Below are 18,704 nucleotides of genomic sequence, written 5' to 3'. Positions count from 1 at the left end.
GCACGGAATCAACAACATCCCGGGGAAATCATTGGAGACTTGGGGTATGGAGAAAATTGTTCTGGTGACAGGTGCGGCGGGCGGCCTGGGGCAGGCCATCACCCGACGCTTGAGCCGAGACGATTGGTTTGTGATCGTCGCCAGTCGATCCGGCCGTCGCCTGGTGGACGTCTACGGTGACAGGCACCTGCAGATCGAGGCGGATTGCAGCACGTCGTCGGGAGCGCAACGGCTCTTGCAGGTGGCGAAAGCCCACCAGAGACTTCCCACGGCACTCGTGCACTGTGCTGGCAACATTCGGCTGGGAGCCTTGCATCGCATGAAAGAGGACGATTTCCTCAGCTGCCTGAACGCGAATCTCGTGAGCGCGTTTTACACTCTCGCGGCGTTTGTCGGGGCCTTGCGCGAACAGGGTTCAGCGGGTGCGGCCGTCCTGGTGTCATCCGCTGCCGCACAAGTCGGTACCGCCAACCATGAGGCCGTTGCCGCCTCCAAGGCAGGCCTTGAGGGCCTGGTGCGGTCGGCGGCCGCGACCTATGCTCCGGCCGGTATTCGTATCAATGCCGTTGCCTCGGGAATCTTGGAAACGCCGGCCACGCAGGGGCTGCTGGCCAGTCCCGCCCTCCGGGAGATCGCCGCCAGGCAATATCCACTGCCCGGCATAGGAGCGGTCGAGGATCTGGCCGAACTGATGACGTGGCTACTGTCGGCTGCCGCGGCTCGGGTAACCGGGCAGGTTTGGAATCTGGACGGGGGCTTCAGCGCGATTCGGCCTCTCGTCAAATAGGAGCGTCCGACCATGCCGCTGATGGAATATCCGCCCCATGGCTGATGCCGCCCGCTCGGATATCTTGCCGGGCCTGTCGACATCGCCCCATGACATATCCGATGCGGCCCGTTTACCGGTCTTTGCTGCTCGGCGTGTCCTTGCTCGGCGGCTGTGGCGATGGTGATGCACCTGACGTCATGTTCGAACGTCTGCTGGAACGCATGTCGAACGTCACCGGCGTTGCGCCCGGCGCTGATGTACCCGCCGCGGCCATCCCAGCCTATCCGCGGCCACGTGAACTCCTGCTTCCGCTGGACGATATGCGGGTCGGTTTCGGTACCTTCCTGGGCTTGGGACAATGTCATCTGCTGGGCGAGGTGAGCGCCCGCAACAGCTCTCTGGGCAAGGTGCAATCGGCGACAGCAAGGCTGCTCTATGAGTTGCGCTTTCACCGCCAAGTGAAAAGCTGCCTGCATGACCTCGAGCGATCCCAGAAACGGGACGAGGAGTTCATCACCACCGTTCAGCAAATCGAGATCCGCAAGCGTGCCAACCTGCCTGCCGTGTTTTGGAATGCCACCTTCGCCAGCCCCGAGTTCCGGGTTCTGCTGAATACGGCCGCGGAGCCGCTCGCCCGGGGAGCAGAGCCAACCAGCGCCGAGCTGACCGGCGCCCTGGGTTTCATTGCCCGGATTGGCCAGACCCTCGAGTCCGATGACGAGGCCATCGATGCCACGCCGTTGGAGTCCAGGTATTTCGTGATCCAGTCGGGGAAACTGGTCGGGCCGTTGTTGCAAGGCATGGCGCAAGGTCGAGCCTATTTGGCGCGCGGTACCGACGTGCTGGAAACGGTAGCCAGCCAGGACCGGCTATGTCCAGCTGGCCACAAGACTCCGCGTGGCGAGTATCTTTTCAATGTATTCCGGAAATACTACATCGGTGAGGTACAGCCGTATCTGAGCCTGCTGCACACCACCGCCCGACCACTTTTCGAGGCGCTCCACGAAGTGCTGGAGGCTCAGAAAGTCCCGCCGCCTCCTGCCTTTCAGGCCTTCTATGATGCAACGCTCAATCCCGACACCCCGAACAGTCTCTGGATACGTTTCAATCAGGACATTGCGCGACATACCCGGGCCTGGCAACACGTACTGAAGCAATGCGAACTGATGCCCACGGCGACGGAACGTTGATGCGCCATGGCAACGGGCATGGCGATAATGGGAGCCCATGGCTCTGTGATGTTCCCGATGGGGCGGTTGCCCGGGAAAGACGGTGATGCGTCAGATTGAACACCCCAGACATGTTGTCGTGGAACGGCACGGCAATATCGAATTGCGCGATTATCCGCCGATGATCGTGGCCGAGACCGACGTCGCCGGCGAGCGCAGGCAAGCCATTCAAGCCGGTTTCCGGATCATCGCGGATTACATATTCGGCAACAATCGATCCTCGGAAAAGGTGGCGATGACTGCCCCCGTCCTGCAGGGCGGCGTTGGCAACCTTTGGCGGGTGCGTTTCATCATGCCGGCAGACAAGCGGCTGGTTGACTTGCCCAGACCTAATGATGCCAGGGTGAGCCTCGTCGCACTGGGTGCGGCCCGGTTTGCCGTCATTCGTTTTTCCGGAGCGGCAGGCGAAGACAGCCTCACGACGAACGCCGGGCAGATCCTGGCGTTAGTCCGGTCCCGCCACTGGAAAGCGGTCGGATCACCCGTTTACGCCTTCTATGACCCGCCATGGACCTTGCCATACCTCCGCCGCAATGAGGTGATGGTGGCGCTCGAGTAACGGGGATCGGCTCTCCCGCCCGGGTCGGATTCAAGGGATGGACGCCGGCCCGTCCGGAGCCATCCCGGCTATGCTTGGGTTGTCGCCCGCCTCATGGCCATGACATGGGTGCCAGAAACGGCCTCCAGGGCCGGTACCGGTGGGTGGTCTCTCGTATCCATCAATATGCGAGCCGTGGCGGCGGAAAACCAAAGGAAGATGCTCGCTTCCACCAGCGTGAAGCGGACACTCGCGATTTCGAGGTCCTGACCCAGCCACAACAGCACCGCCTGCTCCAGGGCGACCCAGAGCAGGAAATGTGGGGCTAGATAGATACGGCAGACAGGGTGTCGGATGTTCATGTCGTTCTCCTGGTTTGCGGAAGTCATGTGTCCCTCTTTCACGCAGGAAACAGGCCAGGCGAAGAAAAAATCTTGTAATTCAAGGCGGTGCCATGAGGACAGTCATGGGGATGCTGCCGTATGCCGTTCGTATTGTCTCAAAATTGTCTCAAATGGGATGGCTGAAACAGGTGTGGCACATGCGCTCGTGGTTACGGCAGGCAATCCCCGACATTCCCGCGGGCATGCTCCCGGTTGTGTGCATGCGTTTCATCTTGCGCGGTCAATCTCGTGCCGCATGCTGGTTCGGATATCGGCCTGCTCGGGCAAGGCGCTGACTGTCCCGCCTGGCGGCGGCTGAAACGTTGGCAGTCAACAGGTTGGGGGCAGAGAGGCGCCCTTTTCTGGAAAGCCGCAGACAGCAGAAACCCCCGCCGGGGTCGGCGAGGGTTTCCGGGTTTTGCCCAGGGATTACCTTGGGCTTGACCTTGGTCGCTTCGTTTACTTGGCGATCAGACCCTGGTCAACGGCTTCACAGACCAGGTTGCCGATCAGGTTGCCGATGCTGGCGAAGACCTGCAGCAGGACGCCTGCGATGGCCAGCGCCAGCCAGCCGAAGAAGACGAAGCCGTAGTGCAGCGGGGCGACGAACAGCTCTTCCATGAACCAGAAGGTGTGACCCCACTCGTTCAGGCCGACGTTCGGCAGAATCATGAACGGACCGACAACCACCACCAGGTACGGCAGCGACAGACCTTCGGAGAAGAAGGGCAGGCGGGTCTTGGCGTAGATGAACGAGCCAAAGCCGGTGATGATGTAGATCGGGTAGCTCAGGTAGAACTCGATGATGTGCGACGGGGTGAAGTCGGTGTCGCGCACGATCGTCTGGTGCCAGGTGCCGTCCTGCTCGGTGAAGTACGAGGCACCCCAGTAGATGGCATTCGCATAGGCGAACAGCCAGATCAGGTGGGTCATGTTGCGACGCAGTTCTTCACGCGGCTCGATCGCGGCCAGGTTGCGGTCGCGGGTCTTCCACAGATAGCCCCACAGGATGGAGGCGGTGACCACTTCCAGTACGATTTCGGTGTACAGGAAGTTCATCCAGTAGGTCTCGAACTCCGGTGCGAAGGAGTCCAGGCCAGCGGACCAGCCATACACGCCTTCATACCAGCGTACCCACATGTAGAAAACGAAGTAGATGCTGAATGCAAATACGACCCATTTGGTGTCCAGCAGCGGGCGTTCAGCCGCGCCTACACCGCTCGCAGTTGTTGCTGCCATGTTGCTTACCTCTTTTTTGGTGTGTTGAGTTACAGTGCGGTACCGCACCCTTTGCGTCATCCCTGACAACCAACCCATTGCCCGTCCGGGCTGTCTGGCTGCACCCGATCCTTAGGGTGGGCGAAGTCTAGCAGCGCGCCAACGTATGTGTCGAGTCAAATTTGTCTTGGTTTTACAAAAATTATCGTGTCGCTAGTTTACGGGGGCTCGGCACAGTCGCATCCGATTTCAAGGGGGGGCATCGGCGCCAGGCTTAGCCCTCGGCTGTTGGCGTTCGCCCGGTGTCCGCCGCGCCTTCATCCCCTCTCATGCCGTGTGCCCCGCGCCAGAATGGTCCCGTCATGCGGCACCGCCAGGCGGTTCAAACCCGGGGCGGTTCAGTCTAAAAGATCGACCGTCTAACGCGATCGCTGACCGATTTCGCGCGAATGGTGGATGTGTTCGACCGCCACCGCGTCAGCTTCAGCACCGTCACCCTGACCTGGCTAGACTATCCCGGACGCACAACCTCAAGTGAGATCATAAGAGAAGTCGAGGTCGTGTGTTGAAATGAACGAGAGAAAGCAGGCAAAAAGTTACACCGCTGAATTCAAGGAATCGGCGGTGAAGTTGGCGGTGGAGTCGAAGCGCCCGCTGGCGCAGACCGCCCGGGAGTTGGGGGTCAGCAAAGACACGTTGTACGGTTGGGTTCGGCAGTATCACGGGAAGCCTCAGCCGGATCAGGAGTCGGTGAACTCCGAGCACCTTTACGAGGAACTGAAGCGGCTGCGTCGAGAGGTGTCGATCCTGAAAGAGGAGCGCGACATCCTAAAAAAAGCGGCGGCGTACTTCGCGAAGCAGGCCACGTGAAGTACGCCTTTATCCAAGCGCATCAAACGATGTTCTCGGTGAGCCGGATGTGCCGGATTTTCGAGGTTTCCCGGAGCGGGTTCCATGAATGGCTGAGCCGGCCTGAGAGCGCTCGCAAGCAAGCCGATCGGCAACTGACAGAGGACCTCAAGCAGGTCTTCGAGGGCAGTCGCCAAACCTACGGAACACGGCGTATCCAGGACGACTTGGACCCGCAGGGACAGCGGGTCAGCCGTGCCCGGATCAGCCGTCTGATGCGCCGGGAAGGGCTGCGCTGCAAGACCCGGCGGCGGTTTCGGGCGACCACGAACTCGAACCACACCCTGCCGGTGGCGCCCAACCGTCTGGATCGGCAATTTCAGGTGGCCGGACCGGATCGCGTCTACGTCGGCGACATCACCTATGTGGCGACCCGCGAGGGCTGGCTGTATCTGGCGGTGTTTCTGGACTTGTACTCACGCCAGGTGGTGGGGTGGGCCATGTCGGCCTGGATGACCGCCGAACGGGTCGTCGATGCCTTGCAGATGGCCCACTGGAGCCGCCGGCCCGGTAAGGGCCTGCTGGTGCATTCGGATCGCGGCAGCCAGTACGCCTCAGGCCGCTTCCAGGCGCTGCTGAAGGACCAGGGCTACGTCTGCAGCATGAGCCGCAAGGGCAACTGCTGGGACAACGCACCGGCCGAGAGCTTCTTCCATACCCTCAAAACGGAGCTGATCCATCACCGCCGTTTCGAGACCCGAGAGCAGGCCAAGCAAGAGATCTTCGAGTACATCGAAGTGTTTTATAACCGGCAGCGCAAGCATTCGACACTCGGTTATCGAACTCCCGTCGAGTTCGAGCAACTGCACCGAAAAGCTGCCTGATTTTGTGTCCGGAAAAGTCTTGCCAGATCAAAGTGTGTGGGTACCCGGTACTGGAAGTAAAAAATTCCGAGCCGGTTGGTCGTCACATAGGAGGGGGCTGAAGTCACTTGTTGTAACACACGTGTGTAACGCACTGTGACTTCAGTTGGGATGTGGACTTCCTATCTATTTGAAAATAAAAGGAAGTCCACAAGATGTGGTGGAGGTGGCGGGGATTGAACCCGCGTCCGCGAATCCTCCGCCTTCGGCTCTACATGCTTATCCATGTCATTGAATTTAACTGACCGTTGCCCGACTGGCAGGGAAGACGATCAGCGATTCCGTAAGTTTTAGCGATTTGGCCCCGGACTTGCCTCCTCGCGAGCTTATGCTTGGGTTATGCCTGAGACAGCGTCCATAAGCAGGCCCTGGTCAGACACTAGCTGGCTTAAGCAGCTAGAGCGTAGTTGTCGTCGTTGGCAACTATATTGGTTGCAGCTGGTTTTACGAGGGGAACTGCACCTCGGCATGCACCTTGGGTTTTGCGATCCACGTCGAAGCCATGTCACCCCCGGTGTGGAAAGGACCAAGTATAGGCTCTTCTCATGAGCTTGCAAGGTGGGGATGGGCGTTTGTCTTTTCAAGGGGCATCGCGGCTGTGCGGCGCCGCCCCCTGCTCGTGTCCGCGCCCCGGCTTGGGCTATCATCCCCCGCAACTTAGTTTGTCGATTCCTTCCCCGCCATTCCTCACCTCTCATGAGCTCTGATTCCCCCATCCGTCGTTCCGGCCTGATGGCACCGCCCCGTTTGCAGGGCGCGTTGCCGCTGCTCGGACATATCCTCGCCTTCGGCAAGAACCCGCACCTGTTCATGATGAGCCTGCGCGAGCAGCTGGGCGACGTGGCCGAGTTCAAGATGTTCCATCAGGACATGGTCTTGTTGACCGGCGACAAGGCCAGCGAGGCTTTCTACCGCGCGCCTGACGAGCAGTTGGACCAAGGGGCGGCCTACAAGATCATGACGCCGATCTTCGGCCAGGGCGTGGTGTTCGATGCACCGATCCGCAAGAAGAACCAGCAGCTGCAAATGTTGATGCCGGCGCTGCGGGACAAGCCGATGCGTACCTATGCGGATCTGATCGTCGAGGAGGTCGAGAACCTGATTGCGGGCTGGGGCGAGGCCGGTGAGATCGATCTCCTGGCGTTCACCAAGGAGTTGACCATCTACACGTCCAGTCATTGCCTGCTGGGGCCGGAATTCCGCTTCGAGCTGAACAAGGTTTTTGCCGAGATCTATCACGATCTGGAGCAGGGGATCCAGCCGATCGCCTATGTGTTCCCGAACCTGCCGCTACCGGTCTTTCGGCGCCGCGACAAGGCTCGCGCCCGCTTGCAGGTGCTGGTCACCGAAATCATGGCGCGACGGGCCAAGGCGCGTTCCGACAGCCCGAACGTCTTCCAGACGCTGATCGATGCTACCTACGAGGATGGCAGCAAGCTGACGCCACACGAGATTACCGGCATGCTGATTGCCACGATCTTTGCCGGCCACCACACCAGCTCCGGCACGACGGCCTGGGTTCTGATCGAATTGCTGCGGCATCCGTCTTGGATGCAGGCAGTGGTAGCGGAGCTGGATGCCCTGTTCGGCGAGGATGGCAAGGTGACCTTCGAGTCGCTGCGGCAAGTCCCCAAGCTGGAGAGCGTGCTGAAGGAGGTGCTGCGCCTGCATCCACCGCTGATCATTCTGATGCGCAAGGTGTTGCAGGATTTCACGGTCGGCGATTACCTGATCAAGGCCGGCAAGTTTGTCTGTGCGGCACCGGCGGTCACCCATCGCATCGACGCGCTGTTTCCCAACCCGGAACAGTTCGATCCCGACCGCTATTTGCCCGAGCGCGCCGAGGACAGGAACCTGTATGCGTGGCAGGCCTTCGGGGGCGGGCGGCACAAATGCTCGGGGAATGCCTTCGCCCTGTTCCAGATCAAGGCGATTTTCTGCATCCTGCTGCGGCGCTACGAATTCGAATTGGTGGACGCGCCCGACAGCTATCGGGACGATTACACTAAGATGGTGGTCGAGCCCGGGTCGCCCTGCCGCATCCGCTATCGCCGCCGCCGGTCGGCCAGCACGGCAGCAGAGGCCGCTCGGACTGGTGACGAGGGGATCGCCATGGCATCAGCGGGGCATTTCCGGATCCGGCTCGACCGGGATCTGTGCAAGGGACACGCCGCCTGCATGGGCGAAGCCCCCGGACTCTTCCATGTGGACGAGGAAGGGCACCTGACCATCCTCAACGATCATCCCCCGGAAGCCGAGTTGGAGAAGGCCAGGGCCGCGGCGAAGTATTGCCCGACTCAGGCGATACGCATTGATGTTGAATGAGGCCTGGTCGGGTCTTTCCCGTGCCGGGCGAGCACGGGTTCCGGCTGCGGGCGTGAGCGGGATTCGCCGCAGGACGCGCCCTCAGGCGCAATCCACGCGGACCTCGCCATCACCTGCCAAGGCCAAGGGCATGCTGTTCCCGCAACCAATGACGAAAGGCGTTCTGCTGGATGTTCATGCCCTTGAGGGCCAGCTTTGCCATCGAGCGCAGCCATAGGCTGGTCTGGCCGCTCCTGATCCGCTCCGGAAACAGGCGGAAGGCCTGCATCACGACCAGGGCAAACTGAGCGCCCATCGAGACGATGCTGCTGTCCTGGGTGGACAGCAGCGCCAGCGAGTGCGCGCGTCCCTTGGGGCAGCTGCGCCAGTAGGAAAAGATGCACTGGTTGAGCAGTTCCGCTTCCGCCGTATGCGACAGGAAGGCTTCGCGCAGCTCTTCCGAGAGGGTACGGCGGGTCAGCTGTACCCGCCCCGCCGCGATGGCGTAACGGCGCAGGGCTTTCGGAACGTTGAAGCGGGTCTCGACCAGGGCGTCCCGCAGGCTCAGGGCATCCTTGACCGCCGTGGTAATCCCCGATGCCGTCAGCGGATGGCAGCAGCCGCGGGCGTCACCCAGCAGCGCGATGTTGGCCTTGACGCTGCTCTGCGGCACGATGCGGTAGTTGGCGGCGGCCATCGGCTTGTCCTGGGCCATGGCTGCCTCGATGTCCTCGCGGAAGGCCGCCGGGAAAAACTTGAGATGCTCGCGGATGGATTCCTTGGAATTATCCCCGCGCAGGATCTCGAACATCACCCGGGCACGGCCTGTGCTGACGCTGTAGGCATAGGAGATGCCCAGCGGATTCAGGAAGATGTTTCCATAGCCGGGATTGGGCAGGTGGGTGTCGTCCACTTCGACGCCCATCATGCCCGAGTAGCGATGTGTCTCGTGTGGAATGCCGGTCAGCTTCCGTACCTGCGACATCGGTCCGTCGGCACCGATGATGAGTCGCGCCCGGATGCGGGTTGTCCCGGTATCGGTGGTGACGATGGCGGCATAATCGTCCTCGCCTTCGTTCTGCTCGATCGAGGAAACCCGCCCCCCGAGCCAGACATCGACGCCGGAAAAGTGCTTCACCTTCTCCAGCAGATGGTTTTTCAGGGCCTGGTGTTCGATGGCCATACCGCCATGGGTCAGGCCATCCACTTCGCTGTAGGGCAGGATGACCGATTCCGACTCCTGGACTTCGTGATCCGGCTGGTAGGGGAAGATGGCGAACCCACCGATATCGGCGCCGATATTGGCATCGTTCTCGAGCAGGCCCAGCTGCTTGAGCGCATCGATGCCGGGCGGGTGAATCAACTCGCCGGCCAGGCGCCGGCCATGGGAGAGCTTGGGTTCGACGATCAGTATGCGCAAGCCCAGTGGCGAGAGGGCCGCGGCAGCGGCAGCACCAGCCACGCCGCCCCCGGCGATAAGGACGTCGGTGTCCAGATGATTCATCGCGTGTGTTTCCATCGTCAACTCGGAATTACCCGTCATAAGTTCAGGCTTGGCAGGTCTGGCGGAAGATTGTTGGGCGAGCCCGGCAACGCGTCCATTGCGTGCCGCATGGGCTTGTGGATGAGCCACTGGCCAGACTATCCGGGATCATCATGCAACAGCTGTGGCTTGTGGGCAACTTTGTCGTGTATTTACAGCACAAGTATATCGTGTCAGGGCCCAAACCGGAAAATAAGTATGGTAAAGGCGGTAGTCGAGCATCGCCGCGCCGAAGAAAACCCCATTCACGGCTTGCTGTCGCCAGCCTCCGTCCGCCTGCTGTTGTTGCATAAGCCACAAGATGCCACGCTCGATGGTGCTGTCCTGAGGCGGCAGGATTTCCAGCAGGGCCAGGATCGCCCAGCTGGACATGACCACCTGGGTTTCCGGATGTTCCCGGTACTGGCCATCGAGACAGCTGCTGTAATGCTCGCTCCAGCCGCCATCGGGGCGCTGCTTGTCCTTCAGCCAGGCGGCAGCCCGGACCAGGGCAGGGTCGGTGGCCGGCATGCCGGCCAGGCGCAGACCTTTTGCCACATGGAAGATCGCATAGGTGTAGTTGATGCCCCAGAACCCCGGCCAGGCGCCGTCCGGCAGCTGGCCCTTGCGCAGCAGCGCGATGGCCCGCGGGATCGCACGGTCGATCTCGCCGCCGGGGAAGTCGGGGTAATGCCGGCGATAGTGGCAGAGCGCGGCGAGGGAGGAGGCCGTGCATTCGAGATAGGAGAGTTCGGTCATGCATTGTCCGAACATCTCGGACGGGTTGACCAGCTCCATGAGCTTGCCGGCCCGGCGGCGCTCGTAGGTGCCGAAGCCGCCGTCGGCATTCTGCCGGGACAGGATGAAGCGGATGGCCTGCGTCAGGCGCTCGACATCCAGCGTGGGTATGGCTCGCAGTTCAGGGTGTTCGGCGGCGGCGAGAATGCCGCAGACGGCCTCGGCGGTACAGTCGCTGACCGGCCAGCGGTGCTGGCCGTCGGAAAAACACCAGCCACCCAGCGCGGGATCCCGCCAGTGGTCGGCGGGGTTGGGCAGCTCCTCCGTCAGCTGGGCGCGTTCGAGGAAGCGCAGCGCCTTGCCGACCGCCGTGCGGGTGTCGTCATCGGTCTGCCGGAGATTGGCCAGCGCCTGCAGGACAAAGCCGGTGTCCCAGGTGTTCGAGCGGGCGCCGACATAGCGCAGACCCTCCGCCGGGTCTTCCCAGCGCCACGCCTCGACGCCCGCCAGGCTGGGTTCCAGGTCGGGATGCCGGGGGTCCTCGACGAAGATGGCCAGGGTATTGAGCAGGCTGTTCACCGGAGAAATGCCCTGATATCGGGTGCTGCGCTGCTCATAGAGGATGCGGTCGAAACAGGCCGCCAAGGCTTTTTCTCTCAGCCGCGGGCTGTGCCAGCGTTCGAACAGCGCCAGCAGATCATAGATGCGCCGCAGCAGGGGGCTGATCGGGACATGGACATCGCCCGGCGCCAGGGTGTGGCGCAGGCCGGCGAAGTCGATGGTGTCATAGGGCTCGTCGTAGAGTTCTTTCCGCAACTCCTCGATCAGCGCCGGCGGCAGATCGGCCCGGTAGCGGCGGCCGGCAAGGTAGGCCAGGCCAAGGTAGATGAGTCGTGTATGACAATAGAACCGGCTGGGGTGGAAGGGTAGCCATCGCGGGAGCAGGAACAGCTCCGGCGGAATGGCGTTGAGCCCGGTGTATTCGTAGAGGCCCAGCATGGCCAGCCAGAACTTGCCCCAGGTCGGAATCCCCTTCACGCCACCCGGTTGCCGGTGCAGCCAGGCCCGGGCACGGGCCAGCCGGGGGTCGCTGGCCGGCACGTCCAGCAATCTCAGGGCGATGTACGCCAGCGTGGTGAAGAAGACATAACCGGGCGACTCGGGGTGCATGCCCCAGGAGCCGTCGTCGGCCTGATTGACCGCGAAATGCCGGATGATCTGCTGGCGTTCCGCCTCGTGATAGGGGCGGCCAACGAGCGTGCGGACGATCACCGCCTGGGCGAGGATCATGGTGCACCAGACCATTTCGCCTTCCCAGTCGCCGCTTTCCTTCTGGAGCCCCAACAGGTAGCCGACGGCCTTGCGGGTGGCCGCTTCGGCCAGGATGGGGGTGTTCGGTTGCGTGCTCACGATATGTCGATGGCGGGGATGTTTGTGGCAGGAGTCAGCGCAGCGGGGTGTCCAGTTCCTGCGCGACTTGCGAGAACTCCTTGCCCCAGATGGTCTTGTTGTAACCCCACGGCCCTGAGCGCAGCTGCCTGAGTCCTTCTTCCAGCGCGGACCTGGCCGCGTCACCTTTCTCGTCGACCTCCCACAGCGCCTCGGCATGGAACAGGTGGTTGAGTGGATGCTGCGGGTATTGGTCGACCGCCTTCTGCAACCACCCCAGCGCCTTGTCTCCATCGCCGATGCCCGTCGGCCAGGAAGGTGCCTTCAGATACAGCATGCCCAGCAGCCGCAGGGGGCCGCCATCGTCGACACCCGGAGAGAGGCGGACGGCCGTCTGCAGTTCCTGCTCCAGCCGGGAGACGCTGTCGGCGGCCTGCAGGGGGTGCTGGTGGACCGCCAGGCCGAGGTTGGCCGCCAGATAGTAATGAACCGCGCCATCCCGTTCGGCGCCCTGACGGAGCGCCTGCTCCGCCCACTGCACGCCTTCACGGGCCAGCGCCTCCTTGCGGGCGCTGTCCGGCTCGCGCTCCGCCAGATGCAGGGCCAGCCGGCTTGGCAGGGCGGAGCGCTGCACCTCCGGCGCGTTGCTGTTACGCGCAACGCTGAGGGCGCACTGCAGGCTGTGGGTCGAGCTGCCGGGTCCGAACCGGTCGCCATTCGCGAGCAGGCTCGGCGGCGATGTCTCCGGGCAGTCCGAAAGTCCCGGGAAGCGTACCCATTGATCCGGCAGGCTGGCGCAGCCGCCGATGAGGAGTGCTGCGGCGAGCAGGCTGATGGGGAGCGATCGCACGACCTATCTTTCCTGTTTCCATAGGGTGATCATCGGCTCGATCGCGCCGGGGCTGGCCGGGACGAAGGCCTCGATGCCGAACAGCTCGCACAGTTTCTTGCCCTCGCTGTCTCCACACATCCCTTGCAGGGCGCGGGCGAAGCGCTCGCGCTCGCTGGCGGAGCTGGCCTGGCTATCGGCGACCATGCCCATGAGCGGGATGTCGCCGGAGGTGTAGATGGCTTCCATGGGATTCTGCAGCGGCAGCGAGCCGAGGGCCGCGAACTGCTGGCCGTTTACCAGCACCGCATCCAGTTCACCCTTGTCCAGGGCACGCAGCGCCCGGATGGCCTGGCGCGATGGCTTGAGTTCGAAGGCCGAGCGGGGATCGAGCTTGCCGGCGAAAACGATCCGCTGGAGGAAGTCGGGTTCCTCCAGCACCGTGCCGCCGATGGCCTTGCCCTTGAGCTCGTCGAGGCGGCCATATTTGCCCTTCTGCACCAGCAGGCGGTAGCGCTCCGAGGTCGCGCCCTTCATGCGTGGCTGGGCCACGGGAACCAGATGGTGGGCGTCGCGCTGTTCCAGGAAAAGCCCCAGCGAGGTGATGGCAAAGGCCGGCTTCAGCTGATCCAGCTGACTGCGGCAGGTGTCCGCTGCCGTCGTGAAGCTGCTGGTGAAGCTGTTGGCCGGCCATTGGCCGATACGCTCCACGACCCGCAGCATCGATGCCATGGCGGTATTGGCTTCCGCTTCGCTGACCGGACCACCGGGGTAGCAGACCAGGATGGGGGCAGGCGCCGACAGAGCGGCGGATGTCGCGATTGCCAGCGCCAGCCCGGCGGCCAGCAGGCGGAGAGAGGATATCAATGTGCTGTTCACGGTTTTCCGGTCGGATCGATCAATTGCCCGATGGCCGGCGCCACCAGGAGGGTTGCCGCCAGACAGGATAGCAGTCCGAGCGTGATGTCCATACCCAGGCCCGATACGCCGCGGTAGCTGGCCAGGGTGATGGCGCCGAGACCGGCGAGTTCGGTGCCGGCGGCCAGCGCGATGACGTTGCCGGCATCCAGGGTCACGGCCAGGGGGCCGGCTTGCCGGAGCGCCCGCCAGCGGTGGCTGAACCAGACGCCGTAATCGACCGCCAGCGCGATCACCAGCGGCAGGGCGATGATGTTGGCGTAATTGTAGCGAAGGCCCAGCAGCGCCATCAGTCCGAGCATCCAGCCGCCGCCGATGACCAGGGGCAGGGAGGCCAGCACGAAGCCGCGCAGGCTGCGCAGGATCAGCAGCAGCCAGGCCAGGCAGACGGCGATGGCCAGCAGGGTTCCCTGGCCGAAGCTCTCGACCACGGCCCTGGAGAAGGCCTCATGGGTGGTCGGAAAGCCGGTGGCCTCGGGCGAGACGGCGTACACCTCGCGAACCAGGCGCTCCAGATAATCCCAGTCGTAGACGCTCTCGGCGGGGAAGGCGTAGGCGGCCAGGGTGCCGTCCGGCGCCACGAAGCGATCCCGCAGGTTGGGCGGCAAATCGCCGGGTGACAGCGCCCGGGCCGAATCCCAGCCGGCAAGCTGCTCGCGACCGCGCCGGGCCTCGCCCACCAGGGCGCGCAGGAAGCGTTCGGATCGGTCGCGGGCCTGCGCGGGGTTGGCCGCGAGACTGGCGCGCAGGGATTCCAGCCGCGTGCGCAGCGATTCGAGCTCGTGCACCAGCGTCTCATGGCCGGCCGAGAAGGCCTGTTCCTGGCCTTCCTCGATCCTGGTCTGGGCCTTTTCCAGCACCGTGCGCAGGCGGCTGAAGGTCGGCTCGTCCAGGCCCTGCCGGTCGAGGAGATCCAACTGCCGCTGCAGGCCGGGCGCTTGCGCTGCCCGGCCGATGGTCTTGGCGCTGACGACGCGTTCCGTCGCGTCTTCCGGGAACAGCTGCGTGATCGACTGCACGCGGGCGATCGTCGGCAGCGCGCTGGCGCCGGCGGTGATCCGGCGCATGTCGTCCAGGTTGCTGGCGGTGAAGATGATGACCTCGGACTGATAGTCGGTTTCGCTGGCCATGCGCCGCTGGTACTGGGCGGCGGTGGAATCGGCCGGCAGCAGCGACAGCACGTCGTAGTCGAAGGGAATGGCCAGGCCGGCCCGGATGCCGATCCAGGCGGTTGCCAGCGCAAGTCCCACCCAGAGCCAGGCCAGCGAACGGGCGAAGGCACCGCGGCGGCCGGGCCTTGGCCGGGGGCCGGCCGGCGTGGGGGGCACCGCCAGGCGGGGCGGGAACAGGGCATAGACGGCAGGCTGAACCAGCCAGGTACCAAGCAGGATCAGCAGTACCCCGCCTGCCGCGACCCGGCCCAGCTCGGCGAAGCCCGGGAACTCGACGGTGGCCAGCGCACCGAATATCAGCAGCGAAGCGCCGCCCGCCGTCATGACGGCGGAGAAGGAGCCGGCGATTCCCGTGCCGATGGCCTCGATCAGGGGCTTGCCGGCACGGCGGGCTTCGGCGATCTGCGAGGAGGTGAAAATGCCGTAGTCCGCACCCAGTCCAAACAGGATCGCCAGGAAGCTGGACGTGATGATGCTCAGGTGGCCGACGGTTAGCAGGGCCAGCGCCAGGCTCCACAGCGCGCCCAGACCCATGGGAATGAAGATGGCCAGTGCCCAGCGGATGCTCCGCACCACCAGGAGGATCAGCGCGGCGATCAGGCCCGCCGCCGTCCAGATGACCAGCTTGATGTCCCGCCCGATGTCGAGATACTCCTCGTACTCGATCGCCGGCATGCCGGTCAGGACGAATGAGGGCGCGGGTCGTCCGCTGGCCTGGTACTCGCGGGCAAGCCCCCCGGCCACGCTGCGGACCCGCTCGTTGAAGGGCTGCAGCGTCTCGAAGGCTTCCGAGGCATCCCGCGGATGGACGAAGACCACCAGCATTTGCCCGTTGTGCGAGGCGAAGTAGCCGTTGCCTAGCTCCCTGGCGCCGACCGCCGACAGCAGGCCGCTCCAGTCCACGGTGTCGGCTGGCTGCGATGCGCCCAGCCAGCGCTGCCATTCGGCCAGCAGGGCATCGGCGGCGCGGATGGTGGTGGTCATCCGCTGCAAGTCGAGGCCCGGTCCGGAGGGCACGGCCGCGAGTGTGTCCCCGGCTGCCGCCAGCATGCTGTCCAGCGGCACCGATGGCGCGTCGGCGGCCAGTGACAACCCCTGTTCGAGGCGGGTCAGCGCGGTGCGCGGGGCGAGCAGGTAGGCGTGGCGGGCGAAGAAATCGGTATCCAGGCGCTCGGTGGCGTAGGCGATTTCCGGCTGCTGGTTGAGCCGCCTGGCGAGTTCCGTGGCGTAGGATTCGAGCTCGGCACGTGGGGCTCCCTCGATGGCGATCATCAGGTCGGAGGCCGCGCCGAACTTGCCCAGGAAAGTGCTCAGGCGTCGGGCGACGTCGGTGTCCTGGGGCAGCAGGGCCTGGCGGGAGGTGTGGACGGGCAGTCGCGCCGCCGCTACGATCGCCAGCAATGACAGGAGGGCGGCGACCAGAAGCACCCCGCCAGGGTGCGTGGCGCACCAGCGGGCCTGGCGATACATCAGTGATTTCATGCGGGATATGCCGGTATCAGGAATTTTTCAGCCCTGGCCCGTCTAACCGCAGGCGCATTTTCAACGGTCGGGCCGGGGATGGGATTGGCCTATTGGTCCGATGTCTGCCCATTGTCGCCAACCGCCGTTAAACATCGAGATAACACATGGTCATCGAAGGCAAAGCCCTCATCTGGGGTATCGCGATCTTTCTGGGGCTCTATGTGGTGCACGTGATCCTGCTGCCGGCGCTGATCGGTGAGCGGGCCGCCACGGGAGATTATCAGGGTTTGCTCTATGGTTTGAACCAGCTGCTGGGATTGGCGACATGCCTGGTATCGGGTTTTGTCGCCGCCAGGAAGGCCGGTCACCATGGTTTTGCTCACGGCGGCATCGTCGGTGCCGTCAGCACGGTGCTGACGGCCTTGATGGCGATGCTGTGGGCGATCGTGACGGGGGCGAAGTTCTTCGGTCTCGAGACCCTGCCGTTCTGGCTGATGATCAACGGCTTTCTCTGCGCCTTCGCGGGACTGGTGGCGACCAACATGGTCGAGGACGAAAACGCCGTCTGAGCCTGTCCTTGCCGGCCGGCAAGGCGCGCTGCCCGGGATGAAGCGGACAGCGACGCGGTCCGGGCAGGCGGAGGGGTAACGGGATTCAGGTCCGGTCCGGCGTGTCGGCTGGGCGCAGGCCGGGATGACCGGCGAATCTCAATGCTTGACTTTGTCGCCCTGCTGCTGAACCTTCTGGCCGACCTTCTGCAGGTCTTGGCCGAAGCCGCTCCAGGTGTTGCAGCCGGAGAGGAGCAGGCTCGTTGCCAGCATCAAGGTCAAAGCGCCGTATTTCATCGTGCGAGTCCTGTCGGTAGGGGGGGGCGGGCGTGTTGCGGCGGTGTGGGCACGGTGCATCGCCGTCCGGTGGAATCGTCGTGATGGTAGCCAACATTGGCCGATTGAGAAAGAGTCCGGCCGGGATGGCGCGGTTGCCGGGCCATGCGCCGGCCGCTTGCTCCTGTCCTGCCACCCTGATCCGGCGGTGGCGGAAGGGTCAGGATTCCCGTAGCGCCCGGTTCATCGCACGCGGGACACGTCGTGTCTTGGGCATTCCCTCCTCGATACGGGATAATCCCTTCCCAGAGCAACGGGGGTAAGCATGAACGAAGATTACGATGTCCTGATTGTCGGGGGTGGCATGGTCGGCGGGACGCTGGGCTGCGCGCTGGGCGGCAGCGGGCTGCGGGTTGCCGTGCTGGAGGACGCGCCGCCCAGGCCCTTTTCGCCCGAACAGCCGCATGACCTCCGGGTATCGGCGGTCAGTGTCGCCTCCGCCAATATCCTCAGGACAATCGGTGCCTGGGATGGCATCGCATCGCGCCGCTTGTGTCCGTACCGCCGCATGCGTGTCTGGGAGGATGCCGGCGATGTCGAGTTCCGCAGCGAGGAAATCAACGAGCCGGTGCTGGGGCATATCGTCGAGAACCGCGTGATCCAGCTCGCGGTACTGGATCGCCTGCGGGACTTCGACAACGTCAGCCTGCTGTCGCCCGTGAAGACCCGGGCGATCCGCTATCAGCCGCACGGCTCCGAGGTGGAACTGGACGATGGACGTGTGCTCAGGACCCGCCTGCTGGTCGCCGCCGATGGCGGTTTTTCCCGGGTCCGGCAGGCTGCCGGCATGGGTGTGAGCGGCTGGGATTACGAGCAGCACGCCCTGGTGCTTACCGTCGACACCGCTGCCGCGCAACAGGACATCACCTGGCAGCGTTTCACCCCGGTTGGCCCGCAGGCGCTGCTGCCCCTGAGCGGCCCGCATGCCTCGCTGGTCTGGTATCACCGTCCGGAGGAGGTCCAGCGCCTCAAGGGTCTGCCCGACGCCGAGCTGCTGGCCGAGCTGCTGGCCGCTTTCCCGCCGTGCCTGGGCCAGATCCGGGCCATCACCGCGCGCGGCAGTTTTCCCCTGCGTCGGCAGCATGCGTTGCGCTACATCAAGCCGGGCGTCGCTCTGATCGGCGATGCGGCCCACATGATCCACCCCTTGGCCGGGCAGGGAGTCAACATCGGCTTGCTGGATGCCGCCGCACTGGCGGAAGTGCTGATCTCGGCCCAGCGCAAGCAGGAGGACTGGGCATCCGAGGCGGTGCTGGCCCGTTATGAGCGCATGCGGCGCAGCAACAATCTGCTGATGATGACGGTCATGGACGGCTTTTACCGGGCCTTCGGCAACCGGCACCTGCCGTTGCGACTGGTCCGGAACCTTGGCCTGGGCCTCGCCGAACGGCTGAGGCCCGCGAAGAAACTGGCCATGAGCTATGCTATGGGGCTGAATGGATCGCTGCCGCGTCTGGCACAGGGCGAGGCCCTGCTGGGTTGATGCAGGCGCGCGCAGCAGCCGCAACGCCGGCTCTCCCGGCTACCTGCGATCCGCCATCGGCGCGGCTAGCCCGGGGACGCAACCCAGTCGCT

15 protein-coding genes and 1 other RNA gene are annotated in these 18,704 nt (G+C 63.9%); 7 read left to right on the top strand and 9 right to left on the bottom strand.

Annotated elements, in window-relative coordinates; all coding sequences use genetic code 11:
• The first annotated feature begins 46 nt into the window (after nucleotides 1–46).
• From ACH5N8_RS10185 to ACH5N8_RS10175, 3 genes are all read left to right on the top strand, one after another.
• Nucleotides 47–787, top strand: coding sequence for an SDR family NAD(P)-dependent oxidoreductase (locus ACH5N8_RS10185; protein WP_483281219.1), 741 nt, complete (start codon nucleotides 47–49; stop codon nucleotides 785–787).
• An 89-nt stretch (nucleotides 788–876) separates the two neighbouring features.
• A complete protein-coding gene (locus tag ACH5N8_RS10180; RefSeq protein ID WP_483281218.1) occupies nucleotides 877–1,959 on the top strand; it encodes a DUF3080 family protein in 1,083 nt (360 codons plus the stop codon).
• Between the two features lie 85 nt (nucleotides 1,960–2,044).
• Nucleotides 2,045–2,557: an SOUL family heme-binding protein gene (locus ACH5N8_RS10175; RefSeq protein WP_483281217.1), complete on the top strand. Its 513-nt coding sequence runs from the start codon at nucleotides 2,045–2,047 to the stop codon at nucleotides 2,555–2,557.
• 68 nt (nucleotides 2,558–2,625) lie between these two features.
• Here the strand turns inward: ACH5N8_RS10175 and ACH5N8_RS10170 are convergent, their stop codons facing one another.
• Together ACH5N8_RS10170 and amoC are read right to left on the bottom strand one after the other, a co-directional pair.
• On the bottom strand, nucleotides 2,626–2,898 hold the full coding sequence (locus ACH5N8_RS10170; protein WP_483281216.1) for a hypothetical protein: 273 nt from the start codon (nucleotides 2,896–2,898) through the stop codon (nucleotides 2,626–2,628).
• A 480-nt stretch (nucleotides 2,899–3,378) separates the two neighbouring features.
• Complete coding sequence (amoC, locus tag ACH5N8_RS10165) at nucleotides 3,379–4,158, bottom strand: bacterial ammonia monooxygenase, subunit AmoC (protein WP_483281215.1); 780 nt, start codon at nucleotides 4,156–4,158, stop codon at nucleotides 3,379–3,381.
• Nucleotides 4,159–4,707: 549 nt separating this feature from the next.
• Here amoC and ACH5N8_RS10160 point away from each other — a divergent pair.
• A protein-coding gene (locus ACH5N8_RS10160) for an IS3 family transposase (RefSeq protein WP_483281214.1) occupies nucleotides 4,708–5,870 on the top strand; the annotation gives its coding sequence in 2 pieces (ribosomal slippage) (nucleotides 4,708–4,975 and nucleotides 4,975–5,870; 1,164 coding nt in all).
• Nucleotides 5,871–6,067: 197 nt separating this feature from the next.
• Here the strand turns inward: ACH5N8_RS10160 and ssrA are convergent.
• Nucleotides 6,068–6,422: a transfer-messenger RNA gene (gene ssrA / locus ACH5N8_RS10155) on the bottom strand.
• 219 nt (nucleotides 6,423–6,641) lie between these two features.
• On the opposite strand from ssrA, the gene ACH5N8_RS10150 reads away from it, so the two are divergent.
• Nucleotides 6,642–8,234: a cytochrome P450 gene (locus ACH5N8_RS10150; RefSeq protein ID WP_483281213.1), complete on the top strand. Its 1,593-nt coding sequence runs from the start codon at nucleotides 6,642–6,644 to the stop codon at nucleotides 8,232–8,234.
• Nucleotides 8,235–8,343: 109 nt separating this feature from the next.
• Here the strand turns inward: ACH5N8_RS10150 and ACH5N8_RS10145 are convergent, their stop codons facing one another.
• From ACH5N8_RS10145 to ACH5N8_RS10125, 5 genes are all read right to left on the bottom strand, one after another.
• Nucleotides 8,344–9,732: an FAD-dependent oxidoreductase gene (locus ACH5N8_RS10145; protein WP_460026751.1), complete on the bottom strand. Its 1,389-nt coding sequence runs from the start codon at nucleotides 9,730–9,732 to the stop codon at nucleotides 8,344–8,346.
• A 135-nt stretch (nucleotides 9,733–9,867) separates the two neighbouring features.
• Complete coding sequence (locus tag ACH5N8_RS10140; RefSeq protein ID WP_483281212.1) at nucleotides 9,868–11,883, bottom strand: 2,3-oxidosqualene cyclase; 2,016 nt, start codon at nucleotides 11,881–11,883, stop codon at nucleotides 9,868–9,870.
• A 34-nt stretch (nucleotides 11,884–11,917) separates the two neighbouring features.
• Nucleotides 11,918–12,712, bottom strand: a complete 795-nt coding sequence (locus ACH5N8_RS10135; protein ID WP_483281211.1) for a tetratricopeptide repeat protein — start codon at nucleotides 12,710–12,712, stop codon at nucleotides 11,918–11,920.
• Nucleotides 12,713–12,715: 3 nt separating this feature from the next.
• Nucleotides 12,716–13,570 (bottom strand): sterol transporter periplasmic substrate-binding protein BstB, encoded by an 855-nt coding sequence (gene bstB / locus ACH5N8_RS10130; RefSeq protein WP_483281210.1) that lies wholly within the window; start codon nucleotides 13,568–13,570, stop codon nucleotides 12,716–12,718.
• Entirely contained in the window at nucleotides 13,567–16,263 is a 2,697-nt protein-coding gene (locus ACH5N8_RS10125) for an MMPL family transporter (RefSeq protein WP_483281209.1), read from the bottom strand. Before ACH5N8_RS10125 ends, bstB begins: the two co-directional genes overlap by 4 nt.
• A gap of 146 nt (nucleotides 16,264–16,409) precedes the next feature.
• Between ACH5N8_RS10125 and ACH5N8_RS10120 the strand changes: the two genes are divergently transcribed.
• On the top strand, nucleotides 16,410–16,814 hold the full coding sequence (locus ACH5N8_RS10120) for a hypothetical protein (RefSeq protein ID WP_483281208.1): 405 nt from the start codon (nucleotides 16,410–16,412) through the stop codon (nucleotides 16,812–16,814).
• A gap of 138 nt (nucleotides 16,815–16,952) precedes the next feature.
• On the opposite strand, the gene ACH5N8_RS10115 is transcribed toward ACH5N8_RS10120, so the two are convergent.
• The gene (locus ACH5N8_RS10115) at nucleotides 16,953–17,090 is read right to left on the bottom strand and encodes an entericidin A/B family lipoprotein (protein WP_460026745.1); all 138 of its coding nucleotides are present in this window, start codon (nucleotides 17,088–17,090) and stop codon (nucleotides 16,953–16,955) included.
• Between the two features lie 304 nt (nucleotides 17,091–17,394).
• Here ACH5N8_RS10115 and ACH5N8_RS10110 point away from each other — a divergent pair, with 304 nt between their 5' ends.
• Complete coding sequence (locus ACH5N8_RS10110; RefSeq protein ID WP_483281207.1) at nucleotides 17,395–18,612, top strand: UbiH/UbiF/VisC/COQ6 family ubiquinone biosynthesis hydroxylase; 1,218 nt, start codon at nucleotides 17,395–17,397, stop codon at nucleotides 18,610–18,612.
• The last annotated feature ends 92 nt before the right edge of the window (nucleotides 18,613–18,704 follow it).

Source organism: Methyloparacoccus sp. NF-16 (assembly GCF_056880625.1).
Note: the sequence above shows the minus strand (reverse complement) of the source record. Positions and strands in the feature narration are given on the sequence as shown.